Annotated in this window: 15 protein-coding genes and 1 other RNA gene; 11 read left to right on the top strand and 5 right to left on the bottom strand. The window is 55.0% G+C overall.

The window, feature by feature from the left end:
* Positions 1-3: 3 nt before the first annotated feature.
* The 7 genes from ihfA (at position 4) to LU196_RS11930 (ending at position 5913) form a co-directional block, all read left to right on the top strand.
* Complete coding sequence (gene ihfA / locus LU196_RS11900) at positions 4-306, top strand: integration host factor subunit alpha (RefSeq protein WP_021506246.1); 303 nt, start codon at positions 4-6, stop codon at positions 304-306.
* A 168-nt stretch (positions 307-474) separates the two neighbouring features.
* Positions 475-1464 carry a vitamin B12 ABC transporter permease BtuC gene (gene btuC / locus LU196_RS11905; protein WP_232757619.1) on the top strand — a complete coding sequence of 330 codons (990 nt, stop codon included), beginning with the start codon at positions 475-477 and terminating at the stop codon, positions 1462-1464.
* Positions 1465-1497: 33 nt separating this feature from the next.
* The gene (locus LU196_RS11910) at positions 1498-2043 is read left to right on the top strand and encodes a glutathione peroxidase (protein ID WP_232757618.1); all 546 of its coding nucleotides are present in this window, start codon (positions 1498-1500) and stop codon (positions 2041-2043) included.
* On the top strand, positions 2044-2790 hold the full coding sequence (gene btuD, locus LU196_RS11915) for a vitamin B12 ABC transporter ATP-binding protein BtuD (RefSeq protein ID WP_232757617.1): 747 nt from the start codon (positions 2044-2046) through the stop codon (positions 2788-2790).
* A 68-nt stretch (positions 2791-2858) separates the two neighbouring features.
* A complete protein-coding gene (locus tag LU196_RS11920) occupies positions 2859-3320 on the top strand; it encodes an NlpC/P60 family protein (protein WP_232757616.1) in 462 nt (153 codons plus the stop codon).
* Between the two features lie 312 nt (positions 3321-3632).
* Positions 3633-4376, top strand: coding sequence for an EAL domain-containing protein (locus LU196_RS11925; protein ID WP_370640999.1), 744 nt, complete (start codon positions 3633-3635; stop codon positions 4374-4376).
* Positions 4377-4473: 97 nt separating this feature from the next.
* The gene (locus tag LU196_RS11930) at positions 4474-5913 is read left to right on the top strand and encodes a YdiU family protein (protein WP_232757614.1); all 1440 of its coding nucleotides are present in this window, start codon (positions 4474-4476) and stop codon (positions 5911-5913) included.
* A gap of 4 nt (positions 5914-5917) precedes the next feature.
* Here LU196_RS11930 and LU196_RS11935 read toward each other — a convergent pair whose 3' ends face one another.
* On the bottom strand, positions 5918-6964 hold the full coding sequence (locus LU196_RS11935) for a 3-deoxy-7-phosphoheptulonate synthase (RefSeq protein WP_232757613.1): 1047 nt from the start codon (positions 6962-6964) through the stop codon (positions 5918-5920).
* Positions 6965-7111: 147 nt separating this feature from the next.
* Positions 7112-7939, bottom strand: coding sequence for a pyruvate, water dikinase regulatory protein (locus LU196_RS11940; protein ID WP_232757612.1), 828 nt, complete (start codon positions 7937-7939; stop codon positions 7112-7114).
* A 448-nt stretch (positions 7940-8387) separates the two neighbouring features.
* Here LU196_RS11940 and ppsA point away from each other — a divergent pair, with 448 nt between their 5' ends.
* Entirely contained in the window at positions 8388-10778 is a 2391-nt protein-coding gene (gene ppsA, locus LU196_RS11945; RefSeq protein WP_232757611.1) for a phosphoenolpyruvate synthase, read from the top strand.
* A 94-nt stretch (positions 10779-10872) separates the two neighbouring features.
* Here the strand turns inward: ppsA and rprA are convergent.
* Both rprA and ydiK read right to left on the bottom strand, forming a co-directional pair.
* An RNA gene (gene rprA, locus LU196_RS11950) (antisense sRNA RprA) lies at positions 10873-10981 on the bottom strand.
* Between the two features lie 309 nt (positions 10982-11290).
* Complete coding sequence (ydiK, locus tag LU196_RS11955) at positions 11291-12403, bottom strand: AI-2E family transporter YdiK (protein ID WP_232757610.1); 1113 nt, start codon at positions 12401-12403, stop codon at positions 11291-11293.
* Between the two features lie 202 nt (positions 12404-12605).
* Here ydiK and LU196_RS11960 point away from each other — a divergent pair, with 202 nt between their 5' ends.
* Positions 12606-15659 (top strand): FAD-binding and (Fe-S)-binding domain-containing protein, encoded by a 3054-nt coding sequence (locus LU196_RS11960; protein ID WP_232757609.1) that lies wholly within the window; start codon positions 12606-12608, stop codon positions 15657-15659.
* Between the two features lie 30 nt (positions 15660-15689).
* On the opposite strand, the gene LU196_RS11965 is transcribed toward LU196_RS11960, so the two are convergent.
* Positions 15690-16094 carry a hypothetical protein gene (locus LU196_RS11965; RefSeq protein ID WP_232757608.1) on the bottom strand — a complete coding sequence of 135 codons (405 nt, stop codon included), beginning with the start codon at positions 16092-16094 and terminating at the stop codon, positions 15690-15692.
* A gap of 388 nt (positions 16095-16482) precedes the next feature.
* On the opposite strand from LU196_RS11965, the gene sufA reads away from it, so the two are divergent.
* Both sufA and sufB read left to right on the top strand, forming a co-directional pair.
* Positions 16483-16857 (top strand): Fe-S cluster assembly scaffold SufA, encoded by a 375-nt coding sequence (gene sufA, locus LU196_RS11970; RefSeq protein WP_232757607.1) that lies wholly within the window; start codon positions 16483-16485, stop codon positions 16855-16857.
* A gap of 7 nt (positions 16858-16864) precedes the next feature.
* The gene (gene sufB / locus LU196_RS11975; protein WP_232757606.1) at positions 16865-18361 is read left to right on the top strand and encodes a Fe-S cluster assembly protein SufB; all 1497 of its coding nucleotides are present in this window, start codon (positions 16865-16867) and stop codon (positions 18359-18361) included.
* Position 18362: the final 1 nt, after the last annotated feature.

Genomic DNA, 18362 nt, shown 5'->3' on the forward strand with positions numbered 1-18362 from the left:
CCTATGGCGCTTACAAAAGCTGAAATGTCAGAGTACCTGTTTGAGAAACTCGGGTTGAGCAAACGCGACGCCAAAGAGTTGGTTGAGCTTTTTTTTGAGGAAGTTCGCCGCGCGTTGGAAAATGGAGAACAGGTTAAACTGTCCGGATTTGGTAACTTTGATCTGCGCGACAAAAACCAACGTCCTGGCCGTAACCCTAAGACGGGCGAGGATATTCCTATTACCGCGCGTCGCGTGGTGACCTTCCGTCCCGGCCAGAAGTTGAAAAGCCGGGTTGAAAACGCGTCACCCAAGGATGCTGACTAAATTCAGTTTACAAAAAGGCCGCTTAGCGGCCTTTTTTATTGCGTCTGGTACAGGTCAGCTCCACGTTTGTTGCTTACGCCACTGGCGACCCTAATCACCGCGGCGCGACTATCTTTTTACCGCGATCTCACTACAATCAATGCTCTGTTTTCTCAGCCAATCTTCTCTATGACCTTGCTGGATCAGCTTGCTCACCAAGCCGACTGCCGCAGTCGGCGCACCCTTGTCGCGCTGGCGCTGCTGCTGCTGCTGCTCGTTGTCTTGAGCCTCTGCGCCGGTGATAGCTGGATCCTTCCCAATCGGTGGTTTTCCAACAGCGGTGAACTCTTTATCTGGCAGCTGCGTCTGCCGCGCACCCTGGCAGTGCTGCTCACGGGCGCTGCGCTGGCACTGTGCGGCGTGGTGATGCAGGCGCTGTTCAACAATCCTTTAGCCGAACCTGGATTGCTGGGCGTGTCCAACGGCGCCGGAATTGGCTTGGTGCTGGGCGTGATGCTGGGCAGCGGCTCACTCTGGAGTCTGGCGCTGGCGGCAATGGCAGGTGCACTGTTGATCACCGCCATCCTGCTGCACTTTGCGCATCGGCAGCTTTCGTCGAGTCGCCTGTTGTTGACCGGCGTCGCGCTGGGCATCATCTGCAGTGCCATCATGACGTGGGCCGTGTATTTCAGCACCAGTCTGGATCTGCGTCAGTTAATGTACTGGATGATGGGCGGCTTTAGCGGCATCGACTGGCGCTATGGGTGGATGATGCTGGCACTGCTGCCGGTGATGCTGCTGCTGCTCGGGACATCACGCATCCTTAATCAGCTGGCGCTAGGAGAAACCTCGGCGCGCCAGCTGGGTCTGTCGCTGCGGCTCTGGCGCAATGTGCTGGTATTGTCGATGGGATGGCTGGTGGGCGTGAGCGTCGCCTTAGCCGGCGCCATTGGCTTTGTGGGATTAGTGATCCCGCATCTGTTGCGATTAAGTGGTATCAGCGATCACCGCTATCTGCTGCCCGCTGCGGCGCTGGCGGGGGCGACCGTGTTGCTCGCGGCTGACGTACTGGCCCGCATGGTGCTGACGTCAGCCGAGCTGCCGATTGGCGTGGTCACCGCCACACTTGGCGCGCCCCTCTTTATTGCGTTATTAATAAAAACCTCTCGCCAGTCTTAGCTGGCTTTGTGCAACCGTGAACAGGAATGAATGATGAGCATTTATCAGACCGACGTGGTGACGCTGGAGGGTGAGAAAACCTCACTCGAACCGTTTCAAGGCAAGGTATTGCTGGTGGTGAACGTGGCGTCTAAATGCGGATTGACACCGCAATATACGCAGCTTGAGTCGCTGCAGCGCGCCTGGCAGGATAGGGGCTTCAGCGTATTGGGTTTCCCGTGCAATCAGTTTCTTGAACAAGAGCCCGGCAGTCACGAGGAGATCAAAACCTTCTGCAGCACCACCTATGGCGTGACCTTCCCGCTGTTTGCCAAAACCGACGTCAACGGCGCGCATCGTCATCCGCTCTATGCGCAGCTGGTGGCGGCACAGCCGGATGCGCAGCGTCCTGAGCGCAGCGAGTTCTTGGCACGCATGGTGAGTAAAGGGCGCGCGCCCAAAGAAGAGGGCGATATTCTGTGGAATTTTGAAAAATTCCTGATCAACAAGCAGGGTGAGGTGATCGCGCGCTTCTCACCCGATATGAGCCCGGACGATCCAATCATTCTGAAGCAGATTGAACAGGCGCTGGCCGCCTAAATGCGGTTGATGGGCATGGACGTCAGCGTGCCAGGTCGACTGGGGCCGCTGACGGTGTGCGCACGTGCAGGCGAATGCGTACACGTCGTCGGCCCTAACGGCGCGGGGAAAAGCACGCTGCTGAGCGTACTCGCCGGCCTGCAGCCTGCAGCGGGCAAGGTAACGCTTGATGGCAAACCGCTGTCGGCGCTCGGGGGTAAGGCGCTGGCGCGTTACCGAGCCTGGCTGCCGCAGCAGCAGCCCGTGCCCGGCACGCTGCCGGTGTGGCACTACCTGCGGATGCATCTCACCGCAGGGAGTACGCCAGTTGATGAAGTACTGCACACCCTCACTACCCAGCTAGGACTTGAGGACAAACTCACACGCAAGGTGACGCAACTTTCCGGCGGTGAGTGGCAGCGCGTACGCCTTGCCGCCGTGACGCTGCAAATTCACCCTGCCATCAACCCGCTTGGCCGCATCCTGATTTTGGATGAGCCGATGTCAGCACTGGATGTGGCACAGCAGGGGAACGTGGATAATGTGGTGCGCACCTTATGTCAGGCCGGCATTACCGTGATCGCCAGCAGTCACGACCTCAATCACAGTCTGCGTCGTGCAGACCGCGTCTGGCTGTTGCAGGGGGGAAATCTTATCGCAGAAGGGCCCGCTGCACAGGTGTTAACCGTCGATGCGCTCGCCGACGTCTACCAAACCGGCATGGGGCGAATTGACACCCCGCAAGGTCCGATCCTCTACCCCCTCTGAATGCCATTGCCTGCGCGCCTGCTTTTTGGCTAAAGTGTCTGCCGACCAAAGGATTAAGGGATCATCGGATGCGCATCATTGTGGTTGTTTTGGTACTGCTGCTGGCGGGCTGTAGTGGTCATCGCGCGCCTCCGCCTAATGGGCGACTGTCAGACTCGATTGCGGTGATTGCGCAGCTAAACGACCAGCTGAGACACTGGCGCGGTACGCCTTATCGCTACGGCGGCCTGAGCCGACGCGGCATCGATTGTTCAGGCTTTGTTTATGTGACCTTCCGCGACCGATTTGACCTGCAGCTGCCGCGATCTACGCTGGCGCAGACCGATATCGGCGCGCGGATTGATAAACGCGACCTGCTGCCAGGCGATCTGGTGTTCTTTAAAACCGGCAGCGGTGAAAACGGCTTACATGTAGGCATTTATGATACGGACGATACCTTTATTCACGCCTCAACCAGTCAGGGGGTGATTCGCTCATCGCTGAATAATGTTTATTGGCGCAAGGTATTTTGGCAGGCGCGACGCATCTGATGCGATGACGAATATTTATTTCGTTTACAAGAAAAGGCCAATTTTATGTCGATGACTTTCGCATTCTTTTTCAAAAATTAACTCTCATTAAAAATGGCACTTTACCCAGCGGCTAATAAATACTAAAAATAAGTACAGTATTAATACACCCGTATGGATATTCCAACCGCGCTATTTGGCTTAAGTATTATTGGACACACATAACCGGCAAATCGGGCACAAAAACGGCGTCTCTTTAAACGTTTGGTCCTATTGCCTGTGGGTTTTCGTTGATATACGATGCGCCAATTGCCACAGCTTCTGGCTAAAAAAATGAAAGTGCATTTGTCGGCCGACTATCAGTCGGAAACTTGGTTTTATCCTGTATATTCTCTCGCGGGCCAGCTGACTGCGGTCGAACTGGTCACGCAATTTGTGCATGAAAGCGCGCCTGTTACTGTGCCGCAAGATTTGTTACTGCCTCAATTAGATGTTGCTCAGCAATTACGATTACTGCAAAGCCAGATTATGCTTCTCGAAAAGTACCGCGACTTTTTTGAGCTACATCAAGTTTTGGCACTGGTGAGAATTGATGATTCGTTGGCCCATACGCTATTAGACAGTGAATTTTTGCTAAGAAAATTCAAACAGCTTCCCTTTGTGGTGTTTGATATCAGCGAAACGTTTCCGCACTTATCTTTAGGCCGTAAGCAACCGTTATTAGCCGCGCTGCAGCAGCAATTTCCGCTGTCGCTTTCGCAATTTGGTGCCGGGAAATCCCCCGCGACGGCGGTTTACGAAAATCTGTTTTCGGTGCTCAAACTGGATAAGGCATTTATTCAGGACTTGGCTAAACGTGCATCTTTTATACCTTTTATTCAGGCCATAATTGATAATTTTTCTGACTACACCAATCAGTTGATTATCTGTGGCGTCGATGACAATGCAATGCTGGAAAAAGTCAGCATGCTAAACGGGGCACTTTTTCAAGGCAGCCTTTTTTCAGTGGTTAAAGCCGAGCACTTACACGAGCTGATCGCGCTCGACGGCCATCTGCTTACCCCTTCGCAGCAATAATCCGCTAAACCTGTCTTCCGCACAGGGTCAACGCTACACTAGATCATCCTCTTTACGCATTACGGGTGGCGCTTTCGCGCGCACCTTTGGAGTGCCGATGCAATTTGTTAACACGTGGCAGCAAGAGCTACAGGGCTTTTATAGCGCGCTGACGCCTTCGCCGTTACAGGGCGGGCAGCTGTTTTATCATAACGCCGTGCTGGCGAACGAGATGGCGCTGGATCCGTCTCTATTTACCGGAGCGGGACACGGGGTCTGGAGCGGCCAGGCGCTGCTGCCGGGCATGTCGCCGCTGGCACAGGTTTACAGCGGCCATCAGTTTGGCGTCTGGGCCGGGCAATTAGGCGATGGGCGCGGGATTTTATTGGGTGAGCAGCGGCTGGCAAACGGACGTAAGCTGGATTGGCATCTGAAAGGCGCAGGCTTAACCCCTTATTCACGCATGGGAGACGGACGGGCAGTGATCCGCTCCAGCGTGCGCGAATTTCTTGCCTCGGAAGCCTTGCATCATTTAGGGATCCCGACCACGCGCGCGTTGACGCTGGCCATCGGCGATGAGCCGGTCTACCGCGAAACCACAGAGCGCGGCGCTATGCTGATGCGGATTGCCGAGAGCCACCTACGCTTTGGCCACTTCGAACACTTTTGGTATGCCGGTGAGCCAGAAAAGGTGCAGCAGCTGGCCGATTACGCGATCCGTCACCATTGGCCGCAACTCCATGAGGAGGCCGATCGTTATACGCTATGGTTTACCGACATCGTGAAGCGCACCGCACGCCTGATCGCCCAGTGGCAAAGCGTGGGGTTTGCACACGGTGTGATGAATACGGACAACATGTCAATTCTCGGTCTGACCCTGGATTACGGTCCCTTTGGTTTCCTCGACGACTACCAGCCTCACTTTATCTGCAACCACAGCGATTATCAGGGACGCTATGCGTTTGATAATCAGCCGATGATTGGACTGTGGAACCTGAACCGTCTGGCGCACGCCCTTTCTGGACTGATGAATACCGAGCAGCTCAAGCAGGCGCTGAGCCATTACGAGCCGGAATTGATGCGCGAGTGGGGGGAAAAGATGCGCGCCAAGCTGGGGCTATTAACGGCCGACGAGCGTGATAACGCGATTCTGACCGAACTGCTGTCGCTGATGACCCAAGAACACAGTGACTATACGCTGACCTTCCGCCTGCTGAGTGACACCCAACAGCATGCGCATCGATCGCCGCTGCGTGATGAGTTTATCGATCGTAACGCGTTCGACCACTGGTATTCTCGCTATCGCGAGCGCCTGCTGCAGGACGGCGCCTCTGACGAACAGCGACAGGCGGTAATGAAAGCGGCGAACCCAGCGGTGGTGCTGCGCAATTACCTCGCGCAGCAGGTCATTGAACAGGTCGAGCAGGGCGACCGCTCGGCGCTTAAGGCACTGCATGCGGCGTTACAGCAGCCGTTTAGCGAAACTGCCGAGAACGCAGCGTTTCGCCAGCGGCCGCCGGAGTGGGGAAAAACGCTGGAGGTCAGCTGCTCCAGCTAACGCATCAGAAACGGCTGTCGACAGCGGCAGCCAGCGTTTCCAGCACCTGCACGCTCTGCGCCCAGCTAAGGCAGGGATCGGTAATCGATTGGCCATAGCGTAAGGGTTCGCCGGACACGACTTTCTGGTTGCCCTCCTGCAAGAAACTTTCAATCATCACACCGGCAATGGCGGACGATCCGGCGCGAATTTGCGCGGCGACATCCTCAGCGACGTCGCGCTGGCGCAGATGCTGTTTCAGACAGTTTGCGTGGCTAAAATCAATAACCAACTGTTCCGGCAGGGCGTATTGACGCAGATTAGCGGCCGCGGCGGCGACATCCTCCGCGTGATAGTTGGGTGCGCGACCGCCGCGCAAAATCACGTGACCGTGCGGGTTTCCGCTGGTCTGATAAATCGTCATCTGTCCACGCTTATCCGGCGAGAGGAACATGTGGCTGGCGCGCGCCGCGCGAATGGCGTCCACGGCAATTTGAACGTTGCCGTCGGTGCCGTTTTTGAATCCCACCGGGCAGGAGAGTGCCGAGGCCATCTCGCGGTGAATTTGGCTTTCGGTGGTGCGCGCGCCGATGGCGCCCCAGCTAATCAAATCGGCAATAAACTGCCCGATCACCATATCCAGAAATTCGGTGGCGGTCGGCATGCCGAGGGCGTTGATATCTAACAGCAGCTTGCGCGCGATAGCGATACCGCGATTGACGTCAAAACTGCCGTTCAGATCGGGATCGGAAATTAACCCTTTCCAGCCGACCACCGTGCGCGGCTTTTCAAAGTACGCGCGCATCACGATCTCAAGACGATCCGCAAAGCGCTCGCGCATCTCGTTGAGGCGCTGCGCATACTCCAGCGCGGCAACCGGATCGTGCAGCGAGCATGGGCCGATCACCACCAGCAGGCGCGGGTCAGCGCCGGTTAAAATGCGCGCGATGCGCTGACGCGCAGCGGTGATATTGTCCGCGATGTTAGGTGCAAGGGGATGGGCCTCCGCCAGTTCGGCTGGCGTCAGCAGGCTTCCAATACGCGCGGTGCGTAACTCATCAGTTTTGTTCATGGTGATTCTCAAAAAGTGTCTTCACAGCGGTGAAATACCGGGAAGTGATGAGATTCACAATAAAGCAAACGTCCGCAAATTCAAGCCACTACTTGCAATGCCAGCCCATCTTAACGGAAGCCCGCCTTTACGCAGGCTGAGAGCCAATTAATACATGCTGCGGCGCAGTCCCATGATATCGAGAATTTTGGTCGCAATTTCCTCCACCGAATAATTGGTGCTGTTTAAATAGCGTATCTGGTGGGTGCGGAATAAGGCTTCGACTTCGCCTACTTCAAGGCGGCACTGGCGCATTGAGGCGTAGCGCGTATTTTCTGCTCGCTCTTGACGGATAGCCGATAGACGCTCTGGATCGATAGTCAGCCCGAACAGTTTATGCTGATGCGCGCGCAGGGCCGGCGGTAATGTCAAATTATCCATATCGTCAGCAATAAAGGGATAGTTTGCGGCGCGCACGCCAAACTGCATCGCCAGGTAGAGGCTGGTGGGCGTTTTGCCGCAGCGGGAGACGCCCAGCAGAATGACCTGCGCATCTTCAAGGCCTCGCAGCGAGATGCCGTCGTCATGCGCCAGCGTATAATCAATGGCGGCGATACGCGCGTCATATTTTCCCAGATTGCTGGCGGTCAGGCCGTGCGTTCGGTGGGCGACCGGCATCGAGGCCACCCCCAGCTCGCTTTGCAGCGGTGCCACCAGTGCCTGGACGATATCCTGGCAGAAGCCCTCGCTTTGCAAAATGATCTCACGCACATCAGGCGTGACGATGGAGAAAAACACCAGCGGGCGAACGCCGCTCTGTTGATATAGCGCATTGATCTGCGCTTTAACGGCCTGCGCGCGCTGCACATTCTCGACAAACGGCAGGGTGACGCTATTGATCGCCACCGGAAACTGCGAGAGCACCGCGTGGCCTAGCACTTCCGCCGTAATGGCGGTGCCATCAGAAATATAAAAGACACTGCGTTCTGTACTCATGCTCTCGCCATTCCTTATAAGGGTAACCGGGACGCCACATTATCAATTTCATTTCATCGTCACGTTATCTGAAATGGAATATCCATATTGTCGTTAAGCGCAGCGAAATGCGGTTATCGCCGCTCATACCATTTTAGATGAAATGCCATTTTAAAATTCCGTTATTTTCTACTCACCTTTCTTTTTGTCTTAAATAAAGTGGCGGCGCGTTGCGCAACAGAAACATGCGTTAAGTGTATGAATCATTGAAAAATGTAGCGTAAGCAATTTGTTAGCGCTAAATAGTCCACTTGCGCAACATCCTTTTAAATGGGAAGTAATCTGAATTTAAATTTCTTTTCCTGCTTTAACGATTCAACACTTAGTCTTTATTTTGCGAGTGTGCCAGGCTGCTGAGGCGAATAGCAAAATATTCCATGTGCTCCAATCATTTAAAAGGATAATCTCAATGTCCAATCAAGACCAACAGTCGCTAGTGCTCTGGTATAACCAGCTTGGCATGCATGATGTTGATCGGGTGGGAGGCAAAAATGCGTCCCTGGGAGAAATGATTACGAATTTGTCGTCGCTGGGCGTATCCGTGCCTAACGGCTTCGCGACCACGTCTTGGGCGTTTAATCAGTTTCTCGATCAAAGCGGACTGAACCAGCGTATTTATGCATTGCTGGATAAGACAGAGATTGATGACGTTGAAGCGCTGGCCGTCGCCGGCAAGCAAATTCGTCAGTGGGTAGTGGAAACGCCATTCCAGCCAGAACTGGAACAGGCCATTCGCGCGGCCTATGAGCAGCTCTCCGCCGATGATGCCGAGGCCTCGTTTGCGGTGCGCTCCTCCGCTACGGCAGAAGATATGCCCGATGCGTCTTTTGCCGGTCAGCAGGAGACGTTCCTGAATGTGCAGGGTTTTGAGGCCATCCTGGTGGCGGTGAAACACGTCTACGCCTCGCTGTTTAACGATCGCGCTATCTCCTATCGCGTACACCAGGGCTATGACCACCGCGGCGTCGCGCTGTCGGCGGGGATTCAGCGCATGGTGCGATCCGATCTTGCCTCCTCGGGTGTCATGTTTACCATTGATACTGAATCCGGTTTCGACCAGGTGGTGTTTATCACGTCGGCGTTTGGCTTGGGCGAGATGGTGGTGCAAGGTGCGGTGAACCCGGATGAGTTTTACGTTCACAAACCCACGCTGGCCGCAGGTCGTCCGGCGATTGTGCGGCGCACTATGGGCTCAAAAAAGATTCGCATGGTCTATGCCGATTCCCAGCAGCATGGCGAGCAAGTGCGCATTGAAGATGTCGATGTTAGCGAGCGTGACCGCTTTAGTCTGACCGACGACGAAGTGCAGGCGCTGGCGCATCAGGCGGTATTGATTGAGCAGCACTACAAACGGCCGATGGACATCGAATGGGCGAAGGACGGCCATACCGGCAAGCTGTTTATCGTTCAGGCACGTCCAGAGACGGTGCGCTCAAACGGCCAAGTAATGGAACGCTATAACCTCCAGAGCAAAGGCAATGTGCTGGTTGAAGGGCGCGCTATTGGCCACCGCATTGGGGCTGGCACCGTGAAGGTTATCCACGATATCAGTGAAATGCATCGCATTGAAAAGGGCGATGTGCTGGTGACCGATATGACCGATCCCGACTGGGAACCGATCATGAAAAAGGCCGCCGCTATCGTCACTAATCGCGGAGGACGCACCTGTCACGCCGCAATTATCGCCCGCGAACTCGGCATCCCGGCCGTGGTGGGCTGTGGCGATGCCACTGACCATTTGCAAGATGGGCGTGCGGTGACGGTGTCTTGTGCCGAAGGCGATACCGGCTATGTGTATCAAGACCTACTGGATTTTGACGTGACCAGCTCGCAGGTGGATAAGCTGCCCGCGCTACCGCTGAAAATCATGATGAACGTCGGCAACCCGGATCGCGCTTTTGATTTCGCCTGTCTGCCTAACGAAGGCGTCGGCCTCGCGCGTCTGGAGTTTATTATTAACCGCATGATTGGTGTACACCCCAGGGCGCTATTGGAATTTGACGATCAAACGCCTGAAATTCAGGCGCAGATTCGTCAAATGATGAAAGGCTTTGACAATCCGGTTGAGTTTTATGTGGCGCGGCTCACGGAAGGTATTGCCACGCTGGGCGCCGCATTTGCGCCAAAGCGGGTTATCGTGCGTCTTTCTGACTTTAAATCTAACGAGTACGCCAATCTGGTGGGCGGAGAGCGTTATGAACCCGAAGAGGAGAACCCCATGTTGGGCTTCCGCGGAGCAGGGCGCTACGTCGCTGACAGCTTCCGCGACTGCTTCGCGCTTGAGTGCGAAGCCGTGAAGCGCGTACGCAACGAGATGGGGCTCACCAACGTTGAAATTATGGTGCCGTTCGTGAGGACGGTCGATCAGGCGGCGGCCGTGGTAGAAGAGTTAGGCCGGCAGGGTTTAAAGCGCGGTGAAAACGGGCTGAAAATCATCATGATGTGCGAGATCCCTTCCAACGCCTTACTGGCAGAACAGTTCCTCGAGCATTTTGACGGCTTCTCAATTGGCTCCAACGACATGACGCAGCTCACGCTGGGCCTTGACCGCGATTCCGGCGTTGTCTCGGCACTGTTTGACGAGCGTAACGATGCGGTAAAAGCCTTGCTTGCTATGTCGATCCAGGCGGCAAAAAAACAGGGCAAATATGTGGGCATTTGTGGTCAGGGACCGTCGGATCACCAAGATTTTGCGGCCTGGCTGATGGAGCAGGGTATAGATAGCCTGTCGCTCAACCCGGATACCGTGGTGGAAACATGGGTAAACCTGGCGGAGCTACATGCTTCTCGAACATCCTGACGCGCTAAAATCCGGCTGCGCAGCAAGCCCAGTGTGACCGAAGTGAAACAGTTAAGGCCAGCGATGCTGGCCTTAACATTTTAAAGCATTGAGGCAAAAAAAAAGCCCATCACAGGGGATGGGCAAAGACTACACACAGCAATTCTTTACTCTACTCAGGGGAAAAAGGGTTGTTAAAAATCAGTAGGTTGATTTCAAACAGTAGATTCATGTTATTCACCGCCGCCCCTTGCGTCTTTAAGAATCCTCTTATTAGTTTAAAGCTGATAATCTTTTTCTCGCTGCGGTAGGGGAACGGTTGATTAATTCAGTGCAAAAAGTAATCATTTAATGCCTTAAAACTGCGGTTAACCGTGAAGAACGGGTTTTTTCTTAAAAGTTGCTTATGGAAAAAAGAAAATAGCCGCAGGGAAAGAAAAAGTGGCGCCAATTCCGTTAGCGCGGCTGTAGTAACGTTGTGGGGTCAAATGTGCGGGAGCGGTGCGGCGCGCATGGCACCGCACAGAAGAACGTTAGCGTAACTCGTCGTCATGCTCAGCTAACGCCTCAATCGCAATGTCAGGCGCATCATTCGGCGCCGGTGACTCATGCATCCAGACCGAGACCAAACGATAGGATACCGCCAACACAACCGGACCGATAAACAGCCCAATCATGCCAAAGGCGATCAGGCCGCCGATGACGCCGGACAGAATCAATATCATTGGCAGGTCGGCGCCCATACGAATCAGCATCGGGCGCAACACATTATCCAGCGTGCCGACCACGCAACTCCAGATCAGTAGCACGGTGCCCCAAGTGGTGTCGCCGCTCCAGTAGAGCCAGATAATAGCGGGGACCAGCACGATCAGTGGCCCCAGCTGCACCAGGCAGGTTAAGATCATCAAGACGGTCAGCAATGTGGCATAAGGAATGCCGGACACGGCCAGCCCAATTCCCCCTAATACCCCTTGAACCAGCGCGGTGACCACTACGCCGAGCGCCACGGCGCGAATCGCCTGGCCGGCCAGCAGCACTGCCGCATCACCGCGCGCACCGCCCATGCGATAGGCAAAATGGCGAATGCCAAAACCCACTTGCTCGCCGCGCCAGTAAAGGAGCACGCTGAACAGCAGCATCAGGCCTAAATGCAGCATGAAGCGGCCAAAATGACCGGCCTGCGCCACAAAGAAACCGGTGGTGCGGCCGATGTAGGGTTGAACCTGCCGCATAATGGCAGCGCCGCCGCCATCCACCATTTTGTGGTAGTTAAGGTAGGCTTTATGGCCGACATAGGGAATTTCCCGTAGCCACGCGAAATCAGGCAGTACCAAGTGACGCTGCGTCGCCCAGGCAATGACCGGTGCGCTATTATCAATCAGGCTGCTTACCAGGAGGGCAATCGGAATAATAAAGAGCAGTAATAACAGCAGTGTCATGGCGATAACCGCCAGCGAGCGCCGTCCCCACAGCAGGTGCTGCAAACGTATCATCAGCGGCCAGGTCGCGATAACCACCATGCTCGCCCACGCAAAGCCGAGGATAAAGGGCCACACCACCCAGAGCGAGGCGACCATCATAATCAGCATGAACATCAGCGAAAACAGGAGTTGCGGTAAATCCATACCGCGTTGCAGGCTTTTCATCACAGCGTAAGACCTCAATTGACCCTTTCAGCTAGGGTGCGATGTACTGACTCAATGATGAGCTATTTCCTGAAAATTAAACAGAAAAAAGCGTCGCCCCCCGGTGGCTTTCCTTAAAACGCAGCAGCGTGGCAAAAAATATGATAAAACCACAGGCTGATAAAATCGCTACGCAAACGTTTACAACTTCTCGGTCACGCAAATGATCCCACAGATTTCTCAGGCGCCAGGCCTCGTTCAACTGGTGCTGACATTCCTGCAGTCGCTAAAAGAACAGGGCTTCACCGGCGATACCGCCACCAGCTACGCCGATCGTCTCGCATTGGCCACCGATAACAGCATTTATCAGATATTACCGGATGCCGCGCTGTTTCCCCGCTCAACGGCTGACGTTGCGCTTATTGCGCGCCTGGCAGGTGAGTCGCGTTTTACCAGCCTGGTGTTTACCCCGCGCGGCGGCGGTACGGGCACCAACGGGCAGGCGCTCAACCAGGGGATCGTGGTCGATATGTCGCGATACATGAATCGCATTCTTGAAATCAACGTTGAGCAGCAGTGGGTGCGTGTCGAAGCGGGCGTGATTAAGGATCAGCTCAACGCGTGGCTGAAACCCTATGGTTATTTTTTCTCGCCGGAGCTTTCCACCAGCAACCGTGCGACGCTGGGCGGCATGATCAATACCGATGCGTCAGGCCAGGGGTCGCTGGTGTACGGCAAAACCTCCGATCATGTGGAGGGGCTGCGCGCCGTGCTGCTGGGCGGTGACATCCTTGATACTCATGCCATGCCCACGTCGCTCGCGGAGCAGCTGGCCGGCGAGGAGAGCCGAATTGGACACATTTACAAGACCGTGCTGAACCGCTGCCGCGAGCAGCGTGCACTGATTCTTGAAAAATTTCCCAAACTCAACCGTTTCCTTACCGGCTATGACCTGCGCCACGTTTTGAGTGACGATTTAACGACGTTTGATCTCACCCGGCTGCTTTGCGGTGCCGAAGGCACGCTCGCGTTTATCACGGAAGCGCGCCTGAACATCACCCCCATTCCGAAAGTGCGTCGCGTGGTGAACATTAAATATGACTCGTTCGATTCAGCGCTGCGCAACGCGCCTTTTTTAGTCGACGCCAAGGCGCTGTCGGTCGAAACCGTGGATTCACGGGTGCTCAATTTGGCGCGCGAGGACATTGTCTGGCACTCGGTGAAAGAGCTGATTACCGATGTACCGGACAAGACCCTGCTGGGGTTGAATATTGTTGAATTCGCGGGCGACGACGCCGAGCTGATCGCGCGGCAGGTTAGCCAGCTTTGCCTGCGGCTGGATGCGCTCATGGAACAGCATGCCGGCGGCGTGATCGGCTATCAATTGTGCGACGATTTAGGCGGCATTGAGCGCATCTATAATATGCGCAAGAAAGCGGTGGGGCTGTTGGGCAATGCCAAAGGGCGCGCTAAACCCATTCCCTTCGTTGAAGACACCGCTGTTCCTCCCGAGCAGTTGGCTGATTACATCGTGGAGTTTCGCGCGCTGTTGGACAGCCACGGCTTAAGTTACGGCATGTTCGGGCACGTGGATGCTGGCGTGCTGCACGTACGCCCGGCGCTGGATATGTGCGATCCGCAGCAGGAGATGCTGATGAAGCGCATTTCAGACGAGGTGGTGGCCCTGACGGCCCGCTACGGCGGTTTGCTGTGGGGCGAACACGGCAAAGGATTTCGCGCGGAGTACAGTCCGGCATTTTTTGGCGAGACGCTTTTTACCGAGCTGCGTCGCATCAAGACGGCGTTTGACCCGGACAATCGCCTTAATCCCGGTAAAATTTGTCAGCCGCTTGGCAGTGACGCCCCCATGATGCAAGTCGATGCGGTCAAGCGGGGTACCTACGATCGTCAAATTCCGGTGACGGTGCGCAGCGACTGGCGGGGCGCGATGGAGTGTAACGGCAACGGATTGTGCTTTAACTTTGATGCGCGCAGTCCGATGTGCCCGTCTATGAAAATCACCCGTAATCGCATTCATTCGCCTAAAGGGCGCGCGTCGTTGACGCGCGAATGGCTGCGTTTGCTCGCAGAACAAGGTGTTGATCCGGTGCAGCTGGAGCAGGCCTTGCCCAAACAGGGCGTGAGCCTGCGCGCGCTGATACAGCGCACACGTAATACCTGGCATGCCAAACAGGGAGAATATGATTTTTCGCACGAGGTGAAAGAGGCGATGTCCGGCTGTCTCGCATGCAAAGCCTGTTCGACGCAATGCCCCATCAAAATTGATGTGCCGAACTTTCGCGCGCGTTTTCTCCAGCTTTACCACACGCGTTATTTACGCCCGCTCAGCGATCACTTAGTGGCGTCGGTTGAACAGTATGCTCCGCTGATGGCGAAAGCGCCCGGCGTGTTTAATTTCTTTTTAAAACAGCCGTGGCTGCGCGAAATGAGCAAAACCCACGTGGGAATGGTGGACTTGCCGCTGCTCTCGTCACCTAGCCTGCGCCAGCAGCTCAGCGGGCATCCGGCGATGAATATGACGCTGGAGCAATTGGAAGCCATGGACAGCGGCGCGCGTGAAAATTGCGTGCTGGTGGTGCAAGACCCCTTCACCAGCTATTACGAAGCCCAGCTGGTGGCCGATTTCATTAAATTAATTGAAAAATTGGGCTACCGTCCGGTACTGCTGCCCTTTTCGCCCAACGGCAAAGCCCAGCACGTCAAAGGATTTCTGCAGCGCTTTGCACGTACCGCATTGAAAACCGCCGAATTTCTTAACCGGGTTGCTAAGCTGGGGGCGCCAATGGTGGGCATCGATCCCGCTACGGTGCTCTGTTATCGCGACGAGTATCACGCGGTGTTGGGCGAAAAACGCGGCGAGTTCACTGTACAGTTGGTGCACGAGTGGCTGGCTACGGCGCTTGACGAACGCAGTGAACAACCCGCCAGCGGTGAATCCTGGTATCTGTTTGCACACTGTACGGAAGTCACGGCGCTGCCAGCAACCCCCGCGCAATGGCAGGCCATTTTTTCCCGGTTCGGCGCAAAACTGGAAAACATCAATGTGGGGTGCTGCGGCATGGCGGGGACCTACGGTCATGAGCGTGAGAATGTGGAAAACTCGCTGGGAATTTATACCCTGTCATGGCATCCCCAGCTGCAAAGATTGCCGCGTCAGCGCTGTCTGGCCACCGGCTTTTCCTGCCGCAGCCAGGTGAAACGCGCCGAGGGCAACGGCATGCGCCATCCGCTACAGGCGCTGTTGGAAATGATGTAAACAAATTGTAGGAGCCGTCACAAAGCTGGATTAGAATATCCAGCCTGCGTGCCGGATGAAGTCGCTCTGCAGGCGGGTGGCCTGATCCCATTCGCCGCACAGGGCAAGCTGGTGACATAAACGCGTTAATGAGAGACGCGCCAGCTGGTAGGCTTGAACGCGAAAGAGATGTTCGCGGTCGGCGTTGCTTATCTCCTGCACCAAACGGTGGTGGAGTTTACCCAGCGCGTGCAAGTAACTGCGATCGTCGCCGTTGAGCGCGCATATCTCTGCCATGTCGAGGCAAGTGTCGTTGAAGCGGCGCAGCTGCTCAAGGGAGCAGTCGGTGCGATCGAGCTTGGCTTGCGCCATGTAGAAGTCGACCGTGATGTCGCGTATTGAAAAGCGGTATGCGTCGATGTTGCGTTGTAACCAGGCCGAGACGCTGGGCGTCATATCGCCACCGTATGTAGGTTAATGATAATCATTATCATATTCAGCCGCGTCAGGAATGCAATTCCCGCAGTGAAATTTATTGATTTCCCATACCTGTTACTAAAATCGGCAACAACAATCTCTTTACATCGCGTAAAGGCGTAACCTATCAATCATGAGATTTTGAAAAAGTCCCTTTTTGTAAAGTTACTATTTATCAGCAGCTTACGCAGATATGACGTGGGTTAAATCACGTCTCACGGTACTGCGCCAAGAGACTATGCTTAATTAAGCAGCAGAAAAAATAGCACTAGATGATTATCCCTGCAAAACAAGAGGTTGAAGTGATAGGCGATATCACTACCATAGGGGGATAGCCTGAAAAGGTCCTGACTTACGAGGTAGCACTATGTCATCTGTTAATGCCGCTTCCTTTTCACCCGAAGATTTCGTCTGGAAAGGGCTAACGCTGACCGAATCGGCAGCGAAACAAATTCTTAACCTGGTGGAACAGGACCCTGAAGTCAAGGGGTTGAAACTGGGTGTGAAGCAGTCCGGGTGTGCCGGATTTGGTTACGTCATGGATCTTGTCAAAGAGCCCGCTGATGATGACCTGCAATTTGAGCAACATGGCGCGAAACTGTTTGTGCCCCTTCAGGCGATGCCGTTTGTTGACGGCACCGAACTGGATTATGTCCGTGAAGGCCTGAACCAGATTTTTAAATTCAACAACCCTAAAGCTCAGCACGCCTGCGGGTGCGGTGAAAGCTTTGGCGTCGAGTAAGTGAAATATGTCACGACACAGCGAAGCATCTGATGATGTACAAACCTGGGAAGGCAGCCTGAACTACAAAGAGGGCTTCTTTACCCAGCTTCAAACCGACGAACTGGCGCACGGCATCAACGAAGATGTGGTGCGTGCCATTTCGGCCAAGCGTAATGAACCGGAGTGGATGCTGGAGTTCCGTCTCAAAGCGTTTCGCGCTTGGTTAGAAATGGAAGAGCCACACTGGCTGAAAGCGCACTACGACAAGCTGGATTATCAGGATTACAGCTACTACTCAGCGCCATCTTGCGGCAACTGCGACGACAGCTGTGCTTCCGAGCCCGGCGCCACGCAAGCCTCAAGCGGTGCCGCAGCGGCTGCTGACTACCTGACGAAAGAAGTTGAAGACGCATTCAATCAGCTGGGCGTCCCAGTACGCGAAGGCAAAGAAGTGGCGGTGGACGCGATTTTTGACTCGGTGTCCGTCTCGACCACCTATCGCGATAAGCTTGCCGAGCAGGGCATTATCTTCTGTTCGTTTGGTGAGGCCCTCCACGACCACCCAGAGCTGGTGCAGAAGTATCTGGGCACCGTCGTGCCGCATAACGATAACTTCTTTGCTGCGTTGAACTCAGCGGTCGCATCGGACGGCACCTTTGTATACATCCCGAAAGGGGTGCGCTGCCCGATGGAGCTGTCTACTTACTTCCGCATCAACGCCGCCAAAACCGGCCAGTTTGAGCGCACCATTCTTATCGCCGACGAAGACAGCTACGTCAGCTACATTGAAGGCTGCTCCGCGCCCGTGCGTGACACCTATCAGCTGCATGCCGCAGTGGTAGAAGTGATCATTCACAAAAACGCGGAAGTGAAATACTCCACGGTGCAAAACTGGTTCCCGGGCGGTGAAGGCGAGGGCGGTATCCTTAACTTCGTGACCAAGCGTGCGCTGTGTGAAGGTGAGCGCAGTAAAATGTCCTGGACGCAGTCAGAAACGGGCTCCGCTATCACGTGGAAGTACCCAAGCTGCATCCTGCGCGGCGATTATTCTGTGGGTGAATTCTATTCTGTGGCGCTGACCAGCGGCCGTCAGCAGGCCGATACCGGCACCAAGATGATTCACATTGGTAAGAACACCAAGTCGACCATTATCTCGAAAGGGATTTCAGCCGGCAAAAGTCAGAACACCTATCGCGGTCTGGTGAAAATTATGCCGACAGCCACCAATGCCCGTAACTTTACCCAGTGCGATTCCATGCTTATTGGCCCCGACTGCGGCGCACACACGTTCCCGTATGTGGAAACGCGTAATAACACGGCCCAGCTGGAGCATGAAGCCACGACCTCGCGCATCGGTGAAGATCAGATGTTCTATTGTCTGCAGCGTGGCATCAGCGAAGAAGATGCCATCTCGATGATCGTCAACGGCTTCTGCAAAGACGTTTTCTCCGAGCTGCCACTGGAATTTGCCGTGGAAGCGCAAAAACTGTTAGCCATCAGCCTTGAGCACAGTGTCGGCTGAT

This window comes from Pantoea sp. Mb-10, from assembly GCF_021272205.1.
Taxonomy (GTDB): Bacteria; Pseudomonadota; Gammaproteobacteria; order Enterobacterales; family Enterobacteriaceae; genus Pantoea.

Bases quoted from the DNA above. Each gene is read 5' to 3' on its own strand.
- ihfA (WP_021506246.1), top strand. From the start codon at position 4: ATGGCGCTTACAAAAGCTGAAATGTCAGAGTACCTGTTTGAGAAACTC.
- btuC (WP_232757619.1), top strand. From the start codon at position 475: ATGACCTTGCTGGATCAGCTTGCTCACCAAGCCGACTGCCGCAGTCGG.
- LU196_RS11910 (WP_232757618.1), top strand. From the start codon at position 1,498: ATGAGCATTTATCAGACCGACGTGGTGACGCTGGAGGGTGAGAAAACC.
- btuD (WP_232757617.1), top strand. From the start codon at position 2,044: ATGCGGTTGATGGGCATGGACGTCAGCGTGCCAGGTCGACTGGGGCCG.
- LU196_RS11920 (WP_232757616.1), top strand. From the start codon at position 2,859: ATGCGCATCATTGTGGTTGTTTTGGTACTGCTGCTGGCGGGCTGTAGT.
- LU196_RS11925 (WP_370640999.1), top strand. From the start codon at position 3,633: ATGAAAGTGCATTTGTCGGCCGACTATCAGTCGGAAACTTGGTTTTAT.
- LU196_RS11930 (WP_232757614.1), top strand. From the start codon at position 4,474: ATGCAATTTGTTAACACGTGGCAGCAAGAGCTACAGGGCTTTTATAGC.
- LU196_RS11935 (WP_232757613.1), bottom strand. From the start codon at position 6,964: ATGAACAAAACTGATGAGTTACGCACCGCGCGTATTGGAAGCCTGCTG.
- LU196_RS11940 (WP_232757612.1), bottom strand. From the start codon at position 7,939: ATGAGTACAGAACGCAGTGTCTTTTATATTTCTGATGGCACCGCCATT.
- ppsA (WP_232757611.1), top strand. From the start codon at position 8,388: ATGTCCAATCAAGACCAACAGTCGCTAGTGCTCTGGTATAACCAGCTT.
- ydiK (WP_232757610.1), bottom strand. From the start codon at position 12,403: ATGAAAAGCCTGCAACGCGGTATGGATTTACCGCAACTCCTGTTTTCG.
- LU196_RS11960 (WP_232757609.1), top strand. From the start codon at position 12,606: ATGATCCCACAGATTTCTCAGGCGCCAGGCCTCGTTCAACTGGTGCTG.
- LU196_RS11965 (WP_232757608.1), bottom strand. From the start codon at position 16,094: ATGACGCCCAGCGTCTCGGCCTGGTTACAACGCAACATCGACGCATAC.
- sufA (WP_232757607.1), top strand. From the start codon at position 16,483: ATGTCATCTGTTAATGCCGCTTCCTTTTCACCCGAAGATTTCGTCTGG.
- sufB (WP_232757606.1), top strand. From the start codon at position 16,865: ATGTCACGACACAGCGAAGCATCTGATGATGTACAAACCTGGGAAGGC.